Genomic DNA, 15214 nt, shown 5'->3' with positions numbered 1-15214 from the left:
GAACTTGACGATGACCACGGCCATCAATGTCAGACAGTTAACTGACGTTAGGGGCGGCAGCTTTCCGACTGGCCGGTCCACATCGGTACGACCCGGACCAAGACCATCGATCACCTGCACAAACACTCGATCGAGGACAGCCGTCGGCCGGATATGACGCAGCGTCGATGCGACACGCACCGAGCGCTCCGATCACGAGTGTGCCAACTTTGCCGCGATCACGGCGATGCCCGACCTGACCGCAAACGCCCGAACGTCGCACTGTCTGTGTGGGCACTGGTTGACAACCGACGATCGCGATGATTGCCGATCAACCCGTCGATCAGGCGAGTTCGACGAGCTCCAGCAGGTCGTCGCTCCACGCGTCCTCGTCGCCGTCGGGCAGCAGGATCGCCCGGTCCGGCTTCAGCGCCTGCACGGCCCCGGCATCGTGCGTGACCAGCACGATCGCGCCCGGGTAGTTGGCGATGGCGTCGAGCACCTGCTCCCGGCTGACCGGGTCGAGGTTGTTCGTCGGCTCGTCGAGCAGCAGCACGTTGGCGCCCGAGCAGACCAGCGTGGCGAGCGCCAGACGGGTTTTTTCACCACCTGAGAGGACACCCGCCGGCTTGTCGACGTCGTCACCCGAGAAGAGGAACGCGCCCAGGATCTTGCGGAGCTCGGTGTCGGTCTGCTCGGCCGCGGCGCTGCGCATGTGCTCCAGGATCGTGCGGTCGACGTCGAGCGTCTCGTGCTCCTGGGCGTAGTAGCCCAGCCGCAGCCCGTGCCCGGCCCGCACCTCGCCGGTGTCGGGCTCGAGCAGCCCGCCCAGCATGCGCAGCAGCGTCGTCTTGCCGGCGCCGTTGAGGCCGAGGATCGCGACCCGGGAACCGCGGTCGACCGCCACGTCGACATCGGTGAAGATCTCGAGCGAGCCGTACGACTTCGACAGGCCGCTCGCCGTGAGCGGCGTCTTGCCGCACGGGGCCGGGCTGGGGAAGCGCACCTTGGCCACCTTGTCGGAGACGCGCTGCTCCTCCAGGCCGCCCAGCAGTTTCTCGGCCCGGCGGGCCATGTTCTGCGCCGCGACCGTCTTGGTGGCCTTGGCCCGCATCTTGTCGGCCTGCGCCATCAGGGCGCCGGCCTTCTTCTCGGCGTTGGCCCGCTCGCGGCGGCGACGGCGCTCGTCGGTCTCGCGCGACTCGAGGTACTTCTTCCAGCCGACGTTGTAGATGTCGACCACCGAGCGGTTGGCGTCGAGATACCACACCTTGTTCACCGCGGCGTCGAGCAGCTCGACATCGTGGCTGATCACCACGAGGCCGCCCTTGTGCTGGGCCATGTAACCGCGCAGCCAGGCGATCGAGTCCTGGTCGAGGTGGTTGGTGGGCTCGTCGAGCAGCAGGATGCCCTTGCCGTTCTGGCCGGAGTCGGCGAACAGGATGCGGGCGAGCTCGATGCGGCGGCGCTGACCGCCGGAAAGGGTGCCGATGGTCTGGGCCAGTGCCCGGTCGGGCAGGCCCAGGTTGGAGCAGATGCGGGCGGCCTCGGCCTCGGCCGCGTACCCGCCCAGGGCGGAGAACTGGTCCTCGAGGTGGCCGTAGCGGCGGATCAGTTTCTCGTCGGCGCTCTCCTCGAGCTCGATCTCGAGCTTCTGCATCTCGGCGATGATCGAGTCGAGGCCGCGGGCGCTGAGCACGCGGTCGCGGCCGGTGACGTTCAGGTCGCCGGTGCGGGGGTCCTGCGGGAGGTAGCCGACCTCGCTGGTGCGCTCGACGGCGCCCGCGTACGGCTGGCCCTCACCGGCCAGCACCTTCAGGGTGGTGGTCTTGCCCGCGCCGTTGCGCCCGACCAGCCCGATCCGGTCGCCCGGCTGCACCCGCAGGGTGACCGGGGAGAGCAGGATGCGGGCGCCGGCGCGTAGTTCCAGTCCGGTGGCGGTGATCATGATTAAAAGCTCGCTCTCGAAGATAAAGAAGGCTGACTCCGGACACGCGAAAGCGCCGGCCATCTCACGGGAGGCGGTCGGCGCGGGGCAGGTCAGTCTTCGCAGAGCAGCACCCGGCAATAGTACCGGGCACCCGCTGACACCTCCCAACCGATTAACGATCAAGATCAACGGGTACACGCCGGGCACAACGCTCAGTGAGGGATGAGATGGAACTCAACGAGAACGCCGACATCGATACCAGTCAGGTCGAGGATCGACGTGGATCCGGCGGCGGAGGTGGCGGCCTCGGTGGCCTGCCGATCCCCATCGGTGGCGGCGGCCTCGTGGGCATCATCATCACGCTCGTCATCGCCGTGGTCGGAGGCTACTTCGGCATCAACGCCATGGGCGGCGACGGCTCCAACCAGGCGGGCGACAACGGCAACATCAACCAGGAGTGCGGCGACAAGGCGAGCGCGACCAAGCAGCTCGACTGCCGCAACGTGCTCTACGTCAACTCGATCCAGGCCTTCTGGAAGCAGGAGACACCCGAGGCCTTCGGCATGCAGTACCAGCCGGCCAAGACCGTCTTCTTCAAGAGCCGCGTCAACACGGCCTGCGGCGCGGCCGACTCCGGGGTCGGCCCCTTCTACTGCCCCGGCGACAACCTGGTGTACATCGACCTGAGCTTCTACCAGGTCCTGGCCAAGCAGCTCGGCGCCCCCGGCGAGTTCGCCCAGCCGTACGTGCTGGCCCACGAGTACGGCCACCACATCCAGGACATCACGGGCACCGAGGCCAAGATGCGCCGCGCGCAGGAAGGCGCGAGCAACTCGGAGAAGAACGCGCTCTCGGTCAAGCTCGAACTCCAGGCCGACTGCTACGCCGGCGTCTGGTCCAAGGCGGCCAGCACCACCACCTCGGCCAACGGCCAGCGCATCTTCAAGAGCCTGACCGAGCAGGACATCCAGGAGGGCATCCAGACGGCCGGCCAGATCGGTGACGACACGCTGCAGCAGAAGGGCGGCGGCACGGTCAACCCGGCCGAGTTCACCCACGGCACCTCGGCCCAGCGCCAGCAGTCCTTCAGCACCGGCTACAACACCGGCGACCCGAAGAGCTGCGACACCTCGTTCTAAGGCTCCTTGACCAGTACGGACACCGACCGGGCCCCGGCTATCGCGGACACCAGCACCGCGTGCCGGGGCTCGGGCACGTCCAGGAACCGTTCGGCCCGGACGGCGGCCACCGGGGCCAGCTGAGGCGCGGCCAGAATCGCGTCGACCGCCGCCCGGTCACCGCCGGTGACGAGCGCGCTCAGACCGCGTACCTCCGGAAGAAGAATGCGCCCGGCGATGCCGGCGCCGTCGGCAGTGGCCGCTTTGGCCTGGTTGTCGCGGCGCCGGGCGAAGCGCTGCTGCGACCAGCCACCAGCGGCCGTCCGGCCCTGGACGTAGTGGGTGTCCACCTTGGAGGCGACCAGCTCGTCACCCTGCGCGATGCCCACGGCGACGGCACCCTTGCGGGCCAGCAGCAGCCCCAGCCGCCGAGGCCGGCCGGCCTCGGCGATCAGCTCCGCCATCGTCTCGACCGGCGGCGCGCCCGGCGGCACCTGCCAGGCGGCCGTGGCGCCGTCCTCGGCGATCAAGGTCAAGCCCGTTTCCCGGTACGGGCCGTGGCGGCGCTCGAAGTTCTCGAGCCAGCGAGGCAGCCGGCCCGGCGCGACATCCACCCATTTCCCGCCGCCGGCGGCCGCTCGTTCACTCATTCTTGTCACACTACGGTGGCAGGATCCGGGTCGTGACCGACCTGCTGCCCCGCCTGGACGCCCTGCTGCGGCCCGCCGCCGACCCGGCCCGCGCGGCGGCCCAGGCGAAATACATGCGCGACCAGTTCCCGTTCCTCGGCCTGGCCTCGCCCGCCCTGCGCAAACTCGAACGGGCCGCCCTGGCCGGCCGCCCGAAACCGGCCGAGGACGAGCTGCGCGCCGACGCCCTCGCGCTGTGGCAGCGCGACGAACGCGAATACCAGTACGTCGCCTGCTCCTACCTGGCCCGCCACGTCGACGTGCCCGGCCCCGGCTTCCTCGACGTGGTTCGCACGCTGGTCACCACGAAAAGCTGGTGGGACACGGTCGATCCCCTCGCGACCCGGTTCACCGGCGACCTCGTGCGCCGGCATCCGTCGCTGAGCACGGCGATGGACCAGTGGGCGGCCGACGACAACAAGTGGGTGGTCCGCACGGCGATCCTGCACCAACTGCACTACGGCGCCGACACCGACACCGACCGCCTCTTCGCCTACTGCCGCGCCCAGTCCGGCCACCGCGACTTCTTCGTCCGCAAGGCGATCGGCTGGGCTCTTCGGCAGTACGCGCGAACCGCCCCGGACGCGGTCCGCGCCTTCGTCAGCGAGAACCACGCCCGGCTCTCCGGCCTGTCGATCCGGGAGGCCACAAAGCATCTTTAGCCGGCTAGAAGCTTCACGGCGAGCACAGCGATCACGGCGCTGGAGACCAGCGCGGTGATCACGCGCCCACGCTCGCCGGTCAGCCATCGGCCGATCAGCGAGCCACCGCCGGCGATCACGAGTTGCCAGCTGGCCGAGGCCAGCACGACGCCCGCCACGAACCAGGCACCGCCGCCCGCACCGCCTCTCCCGAGCACCAGCGCCGCGAAATAGATCACCGTCGCCGGGTTCAGAAGCGTCAGTCCGAGCACGCCGGCGTACGCCTTGAGCGGCGTCGCCGAGCGCTCGCCCCGCTCCGCCAGGCGTCCGTCGCGCTCCCCCGGGTGCTCGTTACGCCCCGCCGGGTGCTCGCCCTCCGCCGAGTGATCGGCGCGCTCCGCCGTGTACTCGGCGCGTTCTTCCGGGTGCTCGGCGCGCTCTGCCGGATGCTCGTCACGGCCTGCCGAGTGATCGGCGCGCTTCGGCGGCGTGTGGAAGGCGGCTCGCGCTGTGATCGCGGCCAGTCCCAGCAGCACGACGGCGGCCACCCAGCGCAGCGGCGCCGCGATCGGCGCGATGGCGGTCGCCGCCGCCGCTCCCCCGGCCACGGCGATCGCCGCGAAGACCCCGTCGGCGGTGGCCGCGCCGAGACCGGCCGCGGCGCCGACCCGCAGCGACACCCGAGCGCTGAGCCCGGCGATGAGCACCCCGATGGCGCCCATGGGCAGCGCGACACCATAGCCGGCGACGACGCCGGCCATGAACGCCGCGCTCATGACGGCTGTGCGACGACCGCCGATCCGCGACGCCCGGCCTGCTGCTGCCGCGCGGCCCGACCGGCCGGAGCGACAGAGACGGCGAGGAAGGCAATCGGCTTGGTCACGCCGCCATCATGCGCCGGCGTACCCGCTGACCGCGACTCAATTAGCGCGTACGGCCCGCCACTGCTCCCAGACCAGTTCGGGCTCGAGATCGGCGTACCCACGCCGGCGTTCGAGGCCCTTCGCATCGGCGTGACTCATCATGACGCAGGCGCCTTCGGCGGTGAAGCGCTCGACCTCGCCCCGGCTCAGCGGCCGGCCGGCCTTCTCCTCGGCCGCGGTGAGCACGGCGGCCAGCGGAGGGATGAAGACGGGCCGTTGTTCGCCCCGCGGGTCCGCCCGGCCGCCCTCGGGACCCAGACGCCAGACCCCGAACGGGTTGTGACACGGGTGGCCCGGCGGATATCCGTCGTCGGGCCAGCGCTCCAGCCGGCGGCGCGGCGTGTCCCGGTCGGGGGTGAAGGTGTCGCCGGTGACCAGCACCGGGTCCTCCGCCAGCTGATACACGTTCAGGACGCCGAGGAGTTCGTTCGCCTGGGCCGGCGGCGCCTCGACGAGCGCGTCCGGCAGCCCGAAGGCGTGCATGCCGCACGTTCGCGACACACCGCCGTCCTGCAACGCCACGACGGCGCAGTGGTAGACCTCCCAGGGATCGCCGCTCTCCAGCGCCTCGACCCAGCGGCCCACCGGCCATCCCAACTTCGACTGCTCGAGCCGTACGCCCAATGCTCCGGCCTTTCCGAGCCCGGCGATCAGCCTCGCCGTCGCGGCGTCCAGGTACCCCGGTAGGTCGAGGATGAGCGCACCGCCCGCCTCGGCTACCGCACTCTGTTCCTCGGCCGACATGGTGCCGTAGCCGAACGCCGCACCGAACGAGCCGTCGTTGGCCACCCACTCGACCGCCGCGTCGTCCAGCGTCAGACCGCAGCGCCGGAGGGAGTCCTGCCACTGCGCCATCGTCGTCGCCGTCCCCGGGACGAAAAGCCGTACGCCTGTCATGCGGCGTTATCTTGCCGGATCCGGTTCGCGGAGGCGGTCCTGGAGGCCGGCGGCGGCGAAGGCGGCCCGTACGTCGTCGATGGATTCGGTGAAGTGCGCCCAGCTGTCGATGTGCGCGGGTACGACGGTGCGCGCGCCGAGGAGGCGGGCCGCCTCGACCATGTCGGCGGCGCTGATCGTCAGGTTGTGGTCGCCGACCAGCGGGGTGCGGGCCGCGCCGGCGAACAGGACGGCGACGTCGATGTGCGGGAAACGGGCGGCGATCTCGCGGACGACGTCGAGCGAGGCGTTGTCCCCGCTGACGTAGACCGTCTCGCCGCCGGTCTCCACGACGAATCCGGTCACCGGGCCGACCAGGTGTTCGGTGCCGTCCGGGCCGTGCTGGGCGGGCACCGCGGTGACGCGTACGTCGCCGACGGTCGTGCTCTCCCACGGTTGCAGGCCGCGGGCGTTGCCGCCCAGCCGTTCGGCGCCGAGCGGGGTGGTCAGCACCAACGGCACCGTGGCGGCGAACGCGCGCCCGCCGCGGTCGAGGTTGTCGGGATGCTGATCGTGGGACAGCAGCACGACGTCGACGTGGCCGGCGGCCTCCGGACCGGCCACCGCCGGGGCGGTCTTGGTCAGGACGCGGTCGCCGATCGGGTAGTCGCCGGCGTCGTCGAAGGTGGGGTCGGTCAGAAAGGTGAGGCCGCCGAGCTGGAACGTCACGGTCGGGCCGCCGAAGCCACGAAAGGTCATGACCCCACTTTCGCCGTCGTCGCGCCTCGACGGCAGTGACTGGAAAGCCATCGTGCGATAGGTTCCAGCCATGACGCGTGACGCGACCACCATCGGCGTGCTGATCGGCGACGGCGCCTCGATCCTCGAAGTGGCGGTCGCGCCCCGCGTCTTCGAGATCGACCACGGTCCGCGCGGCGGCCCGACGTTCGAGCTGCTGACCGCGGGCGAACGTCCCGGTCCGCTGGCGACGACCGGCGGCATCACCATGAGCGCGCCACACCCGCTCGCCGCCCTCGACCGGGCCGGCGTGGTCATCGTCCCCGGCTGGCGCCGGCCGGGCGGCCCGCCGATCGCCGCGCCGGTCCGGAAGACCTTGGTTCGGGCGTACGACGAGGGCGCCACCGTGGTCGGCCTGTGCCTGGGCGCGTTCGTGCTGGCCGAGGCCGGGCTGCTCGACGGCCGGCGGGCCACCACCCACTGGGTGTGCCTGCCCGAGTTCACCGAACGATTCCCGAAGGTCGAGGTCGTTCACGACGCGCTCTTCGTCGACGAGGGCCGCGTGATCACCAGCGCCGGCAGCGCCGCCGGCCTGGACGCCTGCCTGCATCTGCTGCGCCGCGACCACGGGCCGGCGGTCGCCAACGCCACGGCCCGCGCTCTCGTCGTGGCCCCGCAGCGGGCCGGCGGTCAGGCCCAGTTCGTCGAACGGCCCGTGCCCGCGTTCGGCCACGACGATCCGGTCACCGCCGCCATGCGGTACGCCCTCGAGCACCTCGACGACACCGCCCTCGACATCGACCGTCTCGCGGCCACGGCCCACCTGAGCCGCCGCAGCTTCGACCGCCGCTTCCGGGAGACCGCCGGCTGCTCACCCCTGCAGTGGCTGCTGCACCAACGGGTCCTGCGCGCCCAGCACGTTCTGTCCACCACCGACCTGCCGATGAACGCGGTGGCCCGGGCCAGCGGTTTCACCGACGGCGTGGCCATGCGCCCCCACTTCCGCCGCCTGGTCGGCGTACCGCCGCAGTCGTACCGGGAGAGCTTCCGCGCCGGTCCGCCGCCGGCGGGATAGGGTTCGATCATGGGTGTGGTTGCCGAACTCGTCCTCGTCCGACACGGGCAGAGCCTGGCCAACGTCGCTTTCCCCGCCGCTGACGCGGAGGGGCTGCTGGAGGCGGAGGTGAGCGGCCGCGACGCCGAGGTGCCGCTGACCGAGCGCGGGGAGCAGCAGGCGGCGGCGCTGGGTGAATGGCTCGGCCAGTTGCCCGAGAACGACCGGCCCCAGGTGGTCATCACGTCGCCCTACCTGCGGGCCCGCGAGACGTGGCGGCTCGCCGCGGAGGCGTCCGGCGTCGGCCTGCCCGCGCCGGCCACCGACGACCGGCTGGTCGACCGGCTGCTGGGTGACCTGGAGATGATGACCCGGGCGGCGGTGGCCGAGCGTTTCCCGGGTGAGGCGAAACGCCGTACGGACGCGGGCGAGTACCGCTACGCGCCGCCGAACGGCGAGTCGTTCGCCGATATCGAGGTACGCCTGGGCGCCTTCCTCGACGACCTCAACCGCGACCACGCGGGCGAGCGGGTCATCGTGGTCGCCCACGACGCCGTCGTGCTGATGATGCGGGCCGTCATCGAGAAGCTGGACTGGGACCAGGTCGTCGCGGCCGAACGCGCCGCCGGCAACGTCCGCAACGCGTCGTTGTCCCGTTTCGTCGAGGTCGACGGCCGGCTCGAGCTGGCCTACTACAACTCGGTGGACCACCTGCCGCAGGGCTGAGCGCCGGGACGAGCCGAACGGTGGTTGCCGCCGCGGCCCCGGATCGTCATGATCTTCGATCGTGCTTGCCAAAGTGCTGGTCGCGGCGCTGGTCCTCGCGCTCCTGTCCGACGTGGTCACGAACCTGCTGCGCCCGGGCCGGGCGATGGCCCAGATCGCGGCGCGCCCCGACGGCCGGATCTGGTTCTACCGCCGTTTCCTGTTCGGCGGCTGGACCCTGGCCGTCTTCGCCTTCCTGCCGGTCGTCGACAGCCCCGGCCTGACCTTGGCCGACCTCGGCCTGACCTGGTCGGGCGGCGGCGTAGCGGCCTCGCTGCCGTCGTTCGGCCCCGCTCTGGCCTGGGCCCTGACAGCGTTCCTGCTCGCCGTCGTGGTGATCACCGGCAACCGCCTCCGACGCCACGCGCAGGCCGGCGGCACGGTGCCCACGCGCGACAAGGCAGCACCCATGTTCCCGCGCACGCTCCGGGAACGAGGCCTGGCCGCGGCCGTAGCGGTCACCGCCGGCATCACCGAGGAGATCGTCTTCCGCGGCCTCCTGACCGCCGCCGGCGTCATCCTCTTCGACCTGCCCCTGGTAGCGGCCTGCGCGCTCAGCATCGCCTTGTTCGCGGCAACCCACCTCTACCAGGGCGCCCAGGGCGTCGTGGGCGTCGCCGCCCTGGCCGTGGCCTTCACCGGCCTCACCGTGCTCTCCGGCACCCTCCTCCCAGCGATCGCCCTGCACGTCGTCGTCGACCTGATCGCCTTCCTGCACATCCCACCCCCGCCCCTCCCCGCCACTCCAGCCGAAGCCCACCCAGCAAAAGCCCACCCAGCCGAAGCCCGCCCAGCCGAAGCCCGCCCAGCCGAAGCCCGCCCAGCCCGAGCCCAGACGGCCGAAGCCCAGCCGCCCACCGACCAGCGCCGAGCCGCGCTGCCGCAAACCCAGCCGCCGCGCATACCGGCAGGGGCGCGACCCGCGAGCGCGAGGGTGCAGGCCGGAGCTCTGTCGAGAGCCGAACTCGCCGCCGCCCTGGCCAACAGCCAACCGACCGAAGCTCGACCCGCCGCCGCACTGGCCCACAGCCAACCGACCGAAGCCCAACCCGCCGCCGCCCAGCCCGAATACCCGCCGCCGAGCGCGGCAGGAGAGAGACCAGCGCCGGAAAGTAACCAGGTGATCGAAGGACGGCCGGCAATCCCCGGCGCGCCGTCGGGTGATCAGGCGACCGTGGAGCAGCCCGCGAGCACCGGCACAGTGTCAGGCGATCTGAAGACCGAGGCGCAGCCCGCGAGCAGCGGCACGGCGTCAGGTGGGCAAGTGACCGCGGCGGCCGAGCCGGCCCGGACCGGGGCGGCGAGTGGCGGGGGCGCGAGCGCGTGGAACGTTCCACGCGCGGGCGCGGGAGCGGGGAACGTTCCCGTCGTGCCGGGCCGAGCGCCCGTGGCCCCCGCGGTTCCCAAGCTGCGGCGGCCGGCCCCTGGGGCCTGAGCGGGTCAGTCGTTGTCGACGAAGTTCTGGAGTTCGGTCAGTACGCCTCGGTCGCCGTCCACCCGCAGGTTGTCGAAGGGGACGCGGCCGTAGAGGGCCAGAACCAGGTCGCTCGCCGGCCCGTGCACCGTGGCCACGGGGTCGCCGGCGGCCGGTGGGTCCAGGCGTACACCGGAAGGGGAAAGGTCGACGGTGAAGACGGGGCCGTCGGTCGCCGAGAACGCGATCCGGGCCGGGCGATAGGGCCACTCCCCCGTGGAGGCCAGCCCGACCGAGAGGAATTCCGCCACGCCGTCGACGGCGATCGCGGCCGGCAGCGGCTCCGCCTGGCCGATCGTCTCCTGGGCGTCGAAAGCGTGCACCGCCGCTTCCTGCACCTGATGGCGCGCCACCGCCCCCGCGGTCAGTGGCGTGCCCGAGGCGGCCCACCAGGCCCACACCGGGGTGTCGGCCTCGGCCGCGCGCAGCGCCGACAGCAGCAGCTCGGTCGACGCGGCCGACCACTCCACGAGATCACCGTGTGGGTGCTGGTCGGTGACGTCGTCGTCGCCCGGCTGCCGGGACGGGTCGGCCATGCTCACCGCGCCCGCCCAGAACCGGTGGACCGCGCCCAGATGGGCGACCAGGTCGGTCAGCGTCCACTCGGGACAGCCGGGCACCCGGGCCGACCGATCCGGCGCGGCGGCGAGCGCGGAACGCAGCGCCGCCGACCGATCGTCGATGAGAGACAGGAGCTCGGTGTAAGGGATAGTCATACCCGGGTTTCTATCAGCCGGGTATGACAGTCAGACGTTGAACCCGAGGGCCCGCAGCTGCTCGCGCCCGTCGTCCGTGATCTTGTCGGGGCCCCACGGCGGCAGCCACACCCAGTTGATCCGGAAGTCGGAGACGATGCCGCCACCGGGTCCGGCCGTCAGCGCGGTCCGGGTCTGGTCCTCGATCACGTCGGTCAGCGGGCAGGCCGCCGACGTCAGCGTCATGTCGAGCGTGGCCACGTTGTCGTCGTCCACGTGCGTACCGTAAACGAGCCCGAGGTCGACCACGTTGATCCCGAGCTCGGGGTCGACGACGTCCTTCATGGCTTCTTCGATATCGGCGATAGACGCCTTGGCTACGTCAGTCATGCCTTCACCTCCGGGGCAGCGCCCACATCCACACCGGCGCGTGCCGCGGCGTCCTTGAACGCCATCCACGGCAGCAGCGCACATTTGACCCGGGCCGGGAACTTCGCCACTCCGGCGAAGGCCACCGCGTCCCCCAGCACGTCCTCGTCGGGTTCGACCTGGCCGCGCCCCTGCATCAGCTCCACGAAAGCTTCGTGAATTCCCGCGATGTCGTCCGCGTCGCGCCCCTGGAGCAGCTCGTACAGCACCGACGCGGACGCCTGGCTGATCGAGCACCCCAGCCCATCGTACGAAATGTCAGAGAAGTCCGACGCGACCCGCACGGTGATCTCGTCCCCGCACGTCGGGTTGACGTGATGCGCCTCCCCGTCGAACGGATCACGCAGACCGCGCCCGTGCGGGTGCTTGTAGTGATCGAGAATGATCTCCTGGTAGAGCCCGTCCAGCATCATCAGGCGAACACCTTCCGCACCTGGTCGAGGCCGCGGGCGAGAGCGTCGATCTCGTCCGTGGTCGTGTAGAGGTAGAACGACGCACGGGTCATCGCCGGCACCCCGAACCGCGCGCACACCGGCTTGGCACAGTGGTGACCCACGCGGACCTCCACGCCGAGCGCGTCGAGGACCTGGCCCACATCGTGCGGGTGCACCCCTTCGACGTCGAAGGACAAAGTGCCTCCACGGCCGTCCGGCGTGGCCGGGCCGAAAAGGCGCACATAAGGCACATCGGCCAGCACCTTCAGGGCGTACGCCGTGATGTCCTGCTCGTGCTGGTGGACGGCCTCCATGCCGAGCGCGTTCAGGTAGTCCACGGCCGCGCCGAGCCCGATGGCCTCGGCGATCGGCGGCGTGCCGGCCTCGAAGCGGGCGGGCGGCGCCGCGTACGTCGTCCGGGCCATCGTGACCGTCTCGATCATCGAGCCACCAGCCAGGAACGGAGGCATCTCGGCCAGCAGGTCGTAGCGGCCCCAGAGGACGCCGATGCCGGTCGGGCCGAGCATCTTGTGGCCGGTGAACGCGATGAAGTCGGCGCCGAGCGTGCGGACGTCGACCGGCAGGTGCGGCACCGACTGCGAGGCGTCGAGCATGACCAGCGCGCCGACCTGCCGGGCCCGCTCGACGATCCGCGACAGGTCGTTGATCGTGCCGAGCGTGTTCGACATGTGCACCAGGGAGACGATCTTCGTACGCTCGTTGACCAGCTCATCCAGAGGAGATTCGTCGAGCCGGCCCTCGTCGGTCACCCCGAACCAGCGCAGCGTCGCGCCCGTGCGCTCGCAGAGCAGCTGCCAGGGGACGATGTTGGAGTGGTGCTCCATCTCGGAGATCACCACCTCGTCGCCCGCCGTCAGGCCGAGGTGCTGCCCGAGCGAGTGCGCCACCAGGTTGATCGCCTCGGTCGAGTTCTTCGTGAAGATGATCTCGTCGGGGTTCGTGGCGCCGATGAACGCCGCGATCTTGCCGCGGGCGTCCTCGTACGCCGACGTGGCCTCGGTGCCGAGCGTGTGCACCGAGCGGGACACGTTGCCGTTGTGCCGCTCGTTGTGCTCACGCATGACCTCGAGCACCTGCCGGGGTTTCTGCGAGGTGTTGGCGCTGTCCAGATAAACCAGCGGGTGGCCGTTGACCTCCCGCGAGAGGATCGGGAAATCGGCTCGGACCCGGGCCACGTCGAACGTCATCGTTCTACTCCTACAAGGAAATCAGACGCGGGTGCCGACGTAGCGCTCGTAGCCTTCGGCTTCCAGCTGCTCGGCGAGCTCCGGGCCGCCCTCCTGGACGATCTTGCCGGCGACGAAGACGTGCACGAAGTCCGGCTTGATGTAGCGCAGGATGCGGGTGTAGTGGGTGATCAGCAGCAGGCCGGTCTCGCCGGTCTCGCGGACCCGGTTGACACCCTCGCTGACGATGCGCAGCGCGTCGATGTCGAGGCCGGAGTCGGTCTCGTCGAGGATCGCCATCTTCGGCTTGAGCAGCTCGAGCTGCATGATCTCGTGCCGCTTCTTCTCACCGCCGGAGAAGCCCTCGTTGACGTTGCGCTGGGCGAACGCCGGGTCCATCTGCAGCTTCTCCATGGCGCCGCGCAGCTCGCCGGCCCAGGTGCGCAGCTTCGGCGCCTCCCCGTCGATGGCGGTCTTGGCCGTACGCAGGAAGTTCGCCACCGAGACGCCGGGCACCTCGACCGGGTACTGCATGGCCAGGAACAGGCCGGCGCGGGCCCGCTCGTCGACGGTCATGTCGAGCACGTTCTCGCCGTCGAGGGTGACCGTGCCGCCGGTGATCTCGTACTTCGGGTGGCCCGCGATGGAGTACGCCAGCGTCGACTTGCCCGAGCCGTTCGGACCCATGATGGCGTGGGTCTCGCCCGACTTCACGGTGAGGTCGACCCCGGCCAGGATCGGCTTCAGCTCGCCCTCGGGCAGCTTGACCGACACCTGCAGGTCGCGGATCTCCAGGGTGCTCACGGGTTTACTCCATTGCTCGGAATAGTCGATACATAGATGTCGCCGTCGCGGATCTCGACGGGGAAGGTCGCCACCGGCTCGAAGGCGGGCGGGCCGCTGGGCTCGCCGGTGCGCACGTCGAACCGGGAGCCGTGCAGCCAGCACTCGAGCATGCAACCCTCGACCTCACCCTCGGACAGGGCCACCGAGGCGTGACTGCACTCATCCCGTACGGCGTAGAAGTTGTCGTCGTCGGCGTGCACGACGGCGATCTCGGTGCCGTCGAGCTCCACCGAGATCACCTCGCCCTTGGCGACGTCCGCCGCCGGGCCGACCAGCTCGAAGCTCACTTTTACGCTCCGGCCTCGGCCAGGCGGGACTCGATCACGTCGCCCAGGCGCTCGCGCAGCTCCTCGGACGGGATCTTGTTGATCAGCTCGGCGAAGAAGCCGCGGACGACGAGCTTGCGCGCCTCGCCCTCGGGGATACCGCGGGCCATCAGGTAGAACAGCTGCTCCTCGTCGAAGCGGCCGGTCGCGCTGGCGTGGCCGGCGCCGACGATCTCGCCGGTCTCGATCTCGAGGTTGGGCACCGAGTGGGCGATGGCGCCGTCGGTCAAAATCAAGTTCCGATTGATTTCGTACGTGTCGGTGCCCGTAGCCGCCGCGCGGATGAGCACGTCGCCGACCCAGACGGTCTGCGCCGACTTGCCCTGCAGCGCGCCGCGGTATCCGACGTAGCTGCGACAGTCCGGAACCGCGTGGTCGACCAGCTGGCGATGCTCGAAGTGCTGGCCGGCGTCGGAGAAGTACAGGCCCCACAGCTCGGCGTCGCCGCCCCGGCCCGCGTACTCCACGCTGGTGAACTGGCGGACCAGGTCGCCGCCGAGCGCCACCTGCACGTGCTGCACCCGGGCGTCCTTGCCGACCCGGAACTTCACGTGCTGGGCCTGCACCGTGCCGGCGTCCCACTCGGCCAGCGTGACGAAGGTCAGCTGCGCGCTGTCGCCGATGACGACCTCGATGTTGTCGGCCAGGGTGGCCGTGCCGACCTGCTCGAGGATCAGGGTCAGTTTGGAGAAGGCGCCGATCTTGACGACCGTACGGGCCGCCGCCGCGTCCCCGCCCTTGCCGACGACCCGGATCACGACCGGGTCGGCCAGCTCGGTCTCGGTCGCCACATCGATCTTGGTGACGTGCGCGGCCGAGCCGTAGGCCAGGGCGCTGATGCGGTCGAACGGCGTGAGGATGGCGTCGGCCGTGGCCACCTCGTGCACGGAGACGCCGACGGGCAGGTCGCCGTGCTCGACCGAGGGCGCCACGCCGGTCAGCGACGTCGCCTTGATCAGGTCACCAAGACGCTTGATCGGGGTGAAACGCCAGTCCTCCTCCAGGCCGGTGACGGCTGGGAAGTCGTTGACGTCGAAGGAGCGCAGCACCTGCGACTTGGTGCTCGGCGGCGGGGCGATGGCCTCGGTTGTCATGTCGTCCTTTAGTCGT

General features: G+C 70.7%; 16 protein-coding genes and 1 pseudogene. 5 read left to right on the top strand and 12 right to left on the bottom strand.

The window, feature by feature from the left end:
* Positions 1 to 322 precede the first annotated feature (322 nt).
* Positions 323 to 1927, bottom strand: coding sequence for an ABC-F family ATP-binding cassette domain-containing protein (locus AB0C26_RS41535; RefSeq protein WP_360259442.1), 1605 nt, complete (start codon positions 1925 to 1927; stop codon positions 323 to 325).
* Positions 1928 to 2136: 209 nt separating this feature from the next.
* Here AB0C26_RS41535 and AB0C26_RS41530 point away from each other — a divergent pair, with 209 nt between their 5' ends.
* Complete coding sequence (locus tag AB0C26_RS41530) at positions 2137 to 3048, top strand: neutral zinc metallopeptidase (protein WP_360259440.1); 912 nt, start codon at positions 2137 to 2139, stop codon at positions 3046 to 3048.
* Here AB0C26_RS41530 and AB0C26_RS41525 read toward each other — a convergent pair.
* On the bottom strand, positions 3045 to 3677 hold the full coding sequence (locus tag AB0C26_RS41525) for an acVLRF1 family peptidyl-tRNA hydrolase (RefSeq protein WP_360259438.1): 633 nt from the start codon (positions 3675 to 3677) through the stop codon (positions 3045 to 3047). The two genes, AB0C26_RS41530 and AB0C26_RS41525, sit on opposite strands and share 4 nt — an antisense overlap.
* Before the next feature lie 32 nt (positions 3678 to 3709).
* On the opposite strand from AB0C26_RS41525, the gene AB0C26_RS41520 reads away from it, so the two are divergent.
* Positions 3710 to 4378 carry a DNA alkylation repair protein gene (locus AB0C26_RS41520; RefSeq protein ID WP_360259436.1) on the top strand — a complete coding sequence of 223 codons (669 nt, stop codon included), beginning with the start codon at positions 3710 to 3712 and terminating at the stop codon, positions 4376 to 4378.
* Here the strand turns inward: AB0C26_RS41520 and AB0C26_RS41515 are convergent.
* From AB0C26_RS41515 to AB0C26_RS41505, 3 genes are all read right to left on the bottom strand, one after another.
* Positions 4375 to 5133 (bottom strand): LysE family transporter, encoded by a 759-nt coding sequence (locus AB0C26_RS41515; RefSeq protein ID WP_360259433.1) that lies wholly within the window; start codon positions 5131 to 5133, stop codon positions 4375 to 4377. The genes AB0C26_RS41520 and AB0C26_RS41515 overlap by 4 nt on opposite strands.
* 144 nt (positions 5134 to 5277) lie before the next feature.
* A complete protein-coding gene (locus tag AB0C26_RS41510; RefSeq protein WP_360259430.1) occupies positions 5278 to 6177 on the bottom strand; it encodes a hypothetical protein in 900 nt (299 codons plus the stop codon).
* Positions 6178 to 6183: 6 nt separating this feature from the next.
* Entirely contained in the window at positions 6184 to 6915 is a 732-nt protein-coding gene (locus tag AB0C26_RS41505; protein WP_360259427.1) for an MBL fold metallo-hydrolase, read from the bottom strand.
* 70 nt (positions 6916 to 6985) lie between these two features.
* Between AB0C26_RS41505 and AB0C26_RS41500 the strand changes: the two genes are divergently transcribed.
* From AB0C26_RS41500 to AB0C26_RS41490, 3 genes are all read left to right on the top strand, one after another.
* Positions 6986 to 7969, top strand: a complete 984-nt coding sequence (locus tag AB0C26_RS41500; RefSeq protein WP_360259425.1) for a helix-turn-helix domain-containing protein — start codon at positions 6986 to 6988, stop codon at positions 7967 to 7969.
* Positions 7970 to 7978: 9 nt separating this feature from the next.
* Entirely contained in the window at positions 7979 to 8674 is a 696-nt protein-coding gene (locus AB0C26_RS41495) for a histidine phosphatase family protein (protein ID WP_360259423.1), read from the top strand.
* 61 nt (positions 8675 to 8735) lie between these two features.
* A complete protein-coding gene (locus AB0C26_RS41490; protein ID WP_360259421.1) occupies positions 8736 to 10148 on the top strand; it encodes a type II CAAX prenyl endopeptidase Rce1 family protein in 1413 nt (470 codons plus the stop codon).
* 5 nt (positions 10149 to 10153) lie between these two features.
* On the opposite strand, the gene AB0C26_RS41485 is transcribed toward AB0C26_RS41490, so the two are convergent.
* The 7 genes and pseudogenes from AB0C26_RS41485 to sufD form a co-directional block, all read right to left on the bottom strand.
* The gene (locus AB0C26_RS41485; protein WP_360259419.1) at positions 10154 to 10903 is read right to left on the bottom strand and encodes a maleylpyruvate isomerase family mycothiol-dependent enzyme; all 750 of its coding nucleotides are present in this window, start codon (positions 10901 to 10903) and stop codon (positions 10154 to 10156) included.
* A 30-nt stretch (positions 10904 to 10933) separates the two neighbouring features.
* Positions 10934 to 11257: pseudogene (locus AB0C26_RS41480) on the bottom strand (metal-sulfur cluster assembly factor); the annotation flags it as partial.
* A gap of 11 nt (positions 11258 to 11268) precedes the next feature.
* Entirely contained in the window at positions 11269 to 11724 is a 456-nt protein-coding gene (sufU, locus tag AB0C26_RS41475) for a Fe-S cluster assembly sulfur transfer protein SufU (protein WP_360259416.1), read from the bottom strand.
* Positions 11724 to 12953, bottom strand: coding sequence for a cysteine desulfurase (locus AB0C26_RS41470; protein ID WP_360259413.1), 1230 nt, complete (start codon positions 12951 to 12953; stop codon positions 11724 to 11726). The genes sufU and AB0C26_RS41470 overlap by 1 nt, the downstream gene beginning before the upstream one ends.
* 21 nt (positions 12954 to 12974) lie before the next feature.
* Entirely contained in the window at positions 12975 to 13736 is a 762-nt protein-coding gene (sufC, locus tag AB0C26_RS41465; protein ID WP_097322442.1) for a Fe-S cluster assembly ATPase SufC, read from the bottom strand.
* Positions 13733 to 14065 carry a non-heme iron oxygenase ferredoxin subunit gene (locus AB0C26_RS41460; RefSeq protein WP_360259410.1) on the bottom strand — a complete coding sequence of 111 codons (333 nt, stop codon included), beginning with the start codon at positions 14063 to 14065 and terminating at the stop codon, positions 13733 to 13735. Before AB0C26_RS41460 ends, sufC begins: the two co-directional genes overlap by 4 nt.
* Before the next feature lie 2 nt (positions 14066 to 14067).
* Entirely contained in the window at positions 14068 to 15198 is a 1131-nt protein-coding gene (gene sufD, locus AB0C26_RS41455; RefSeq protein WP_360259407.1) for a Fe-S cluster assembly protein SufD, read from the bottom strand.
* Positions 15199 to 15214 lie beyond the last annotated feature (16 nt).

The organism is Actinoplanes sp. NPDC048796 (assembly GCF_040650035.1).
Taxonomy (GTDB): domain Bacteria; phylum Actinomycetota; class Actinomycetes; order Mycobacteriales; family Micromonosporaceae; genus Actinoplanes.
The sequence above is the reverse complement of the archived record's forward strand: the minus strand, read 5'-3'. Positions and strand labels throughout refer to the sequence as shown.

Excerpts from the sequence above, each read along its gene's own strand:
- AB0C26_RS41530 (WP_360259440.1), top strand. The coding sequence starts at position 2,137 with ATGGAACTCAACGAGAACGCCGACATCGATACCAGTCAGGTCGAGGAT.
- sufU (WP_360259416.1), bottom strand. The coding sequence starts at position 11,724 with ATGATGCTGGACGGGCTCTACCAGGAGATCATTCTCGATCACTACAAG.
- AB0C26_RS41500 (WP_360259425.1), top strand. The coding sequence starts at position 6,986 with ATGACGCGTGACGCGACCACCATCGGCGTGCTGATCGGCGACGGCGCC.
- AB0C26_RS41485 (WP_360259419.1), bottom strand. The coding sequence starts at position 10,903 with ATGACTATCCCTTACACCGAGCTCCTGTCTCTCATCGACGATCGGTCG.
- AB0C26_RS41510 (WP_360259430.1), bottom strand. The coding sequence starts at position 6,177 with ATGACAGGCGTACGGCTTTTCGTCCCGGGGACGGCGACGACGATGGCG.
- AB0C26_RS41535 (WP_360259442.1), bottom strand. The coding sequence starts at position 1,927 with ATGATCACCGCCACCGGACTGGAACTACGCGCCGGCGCCCGCATCCTG.
- AB0C26_RS41470 (WP_360259413.1), bottom strand. The coding sequence starts at position 12,953 with ATGACGTTCGACGTGGCCCGGGTCCGAGCCGATTTCCCGATCCTCTCG.
- AB0C26_RS41525 (WP_360259438.1), bottom strand. The coding sequence starts at position 3,677 with ATGAGTGAACGAGCGGCCGCCGGCGGCGGGAAATGGGTGGATGTCGCG.
- AB0C26_RS41505 (WP_360259427.1), bottom strand. The coding sequence starts at position 6,915 with ATGACCTTTCGTGGCTTCGGCGGCCCGACCGTGACGTTCCAGCTCGGC.
- AB0C26_RS41495 (WP_360259423.1), top strand. The coding sequence starts at position 7,979 with ATGGGTGTGGTTGCCGAACTCGTCCTCGTCCGACACGGGCAGAGCCTG.
- AB0C26_RS41515 (WP_360259433.1), bottom strand. The coding sequence starts at position 5,133 with ATGAGCGCGGCGTTCATGGCCGGCGTCGTCGCCGGCTATGGTGTCGCG.
- sufD (WP_360259407.1), bottom strand. The coding sequence starts at position 15,198 with ATGACAACCGAGGCCATCGCCCCGCCGCCGAGCACCAAGTCGCAGGTG.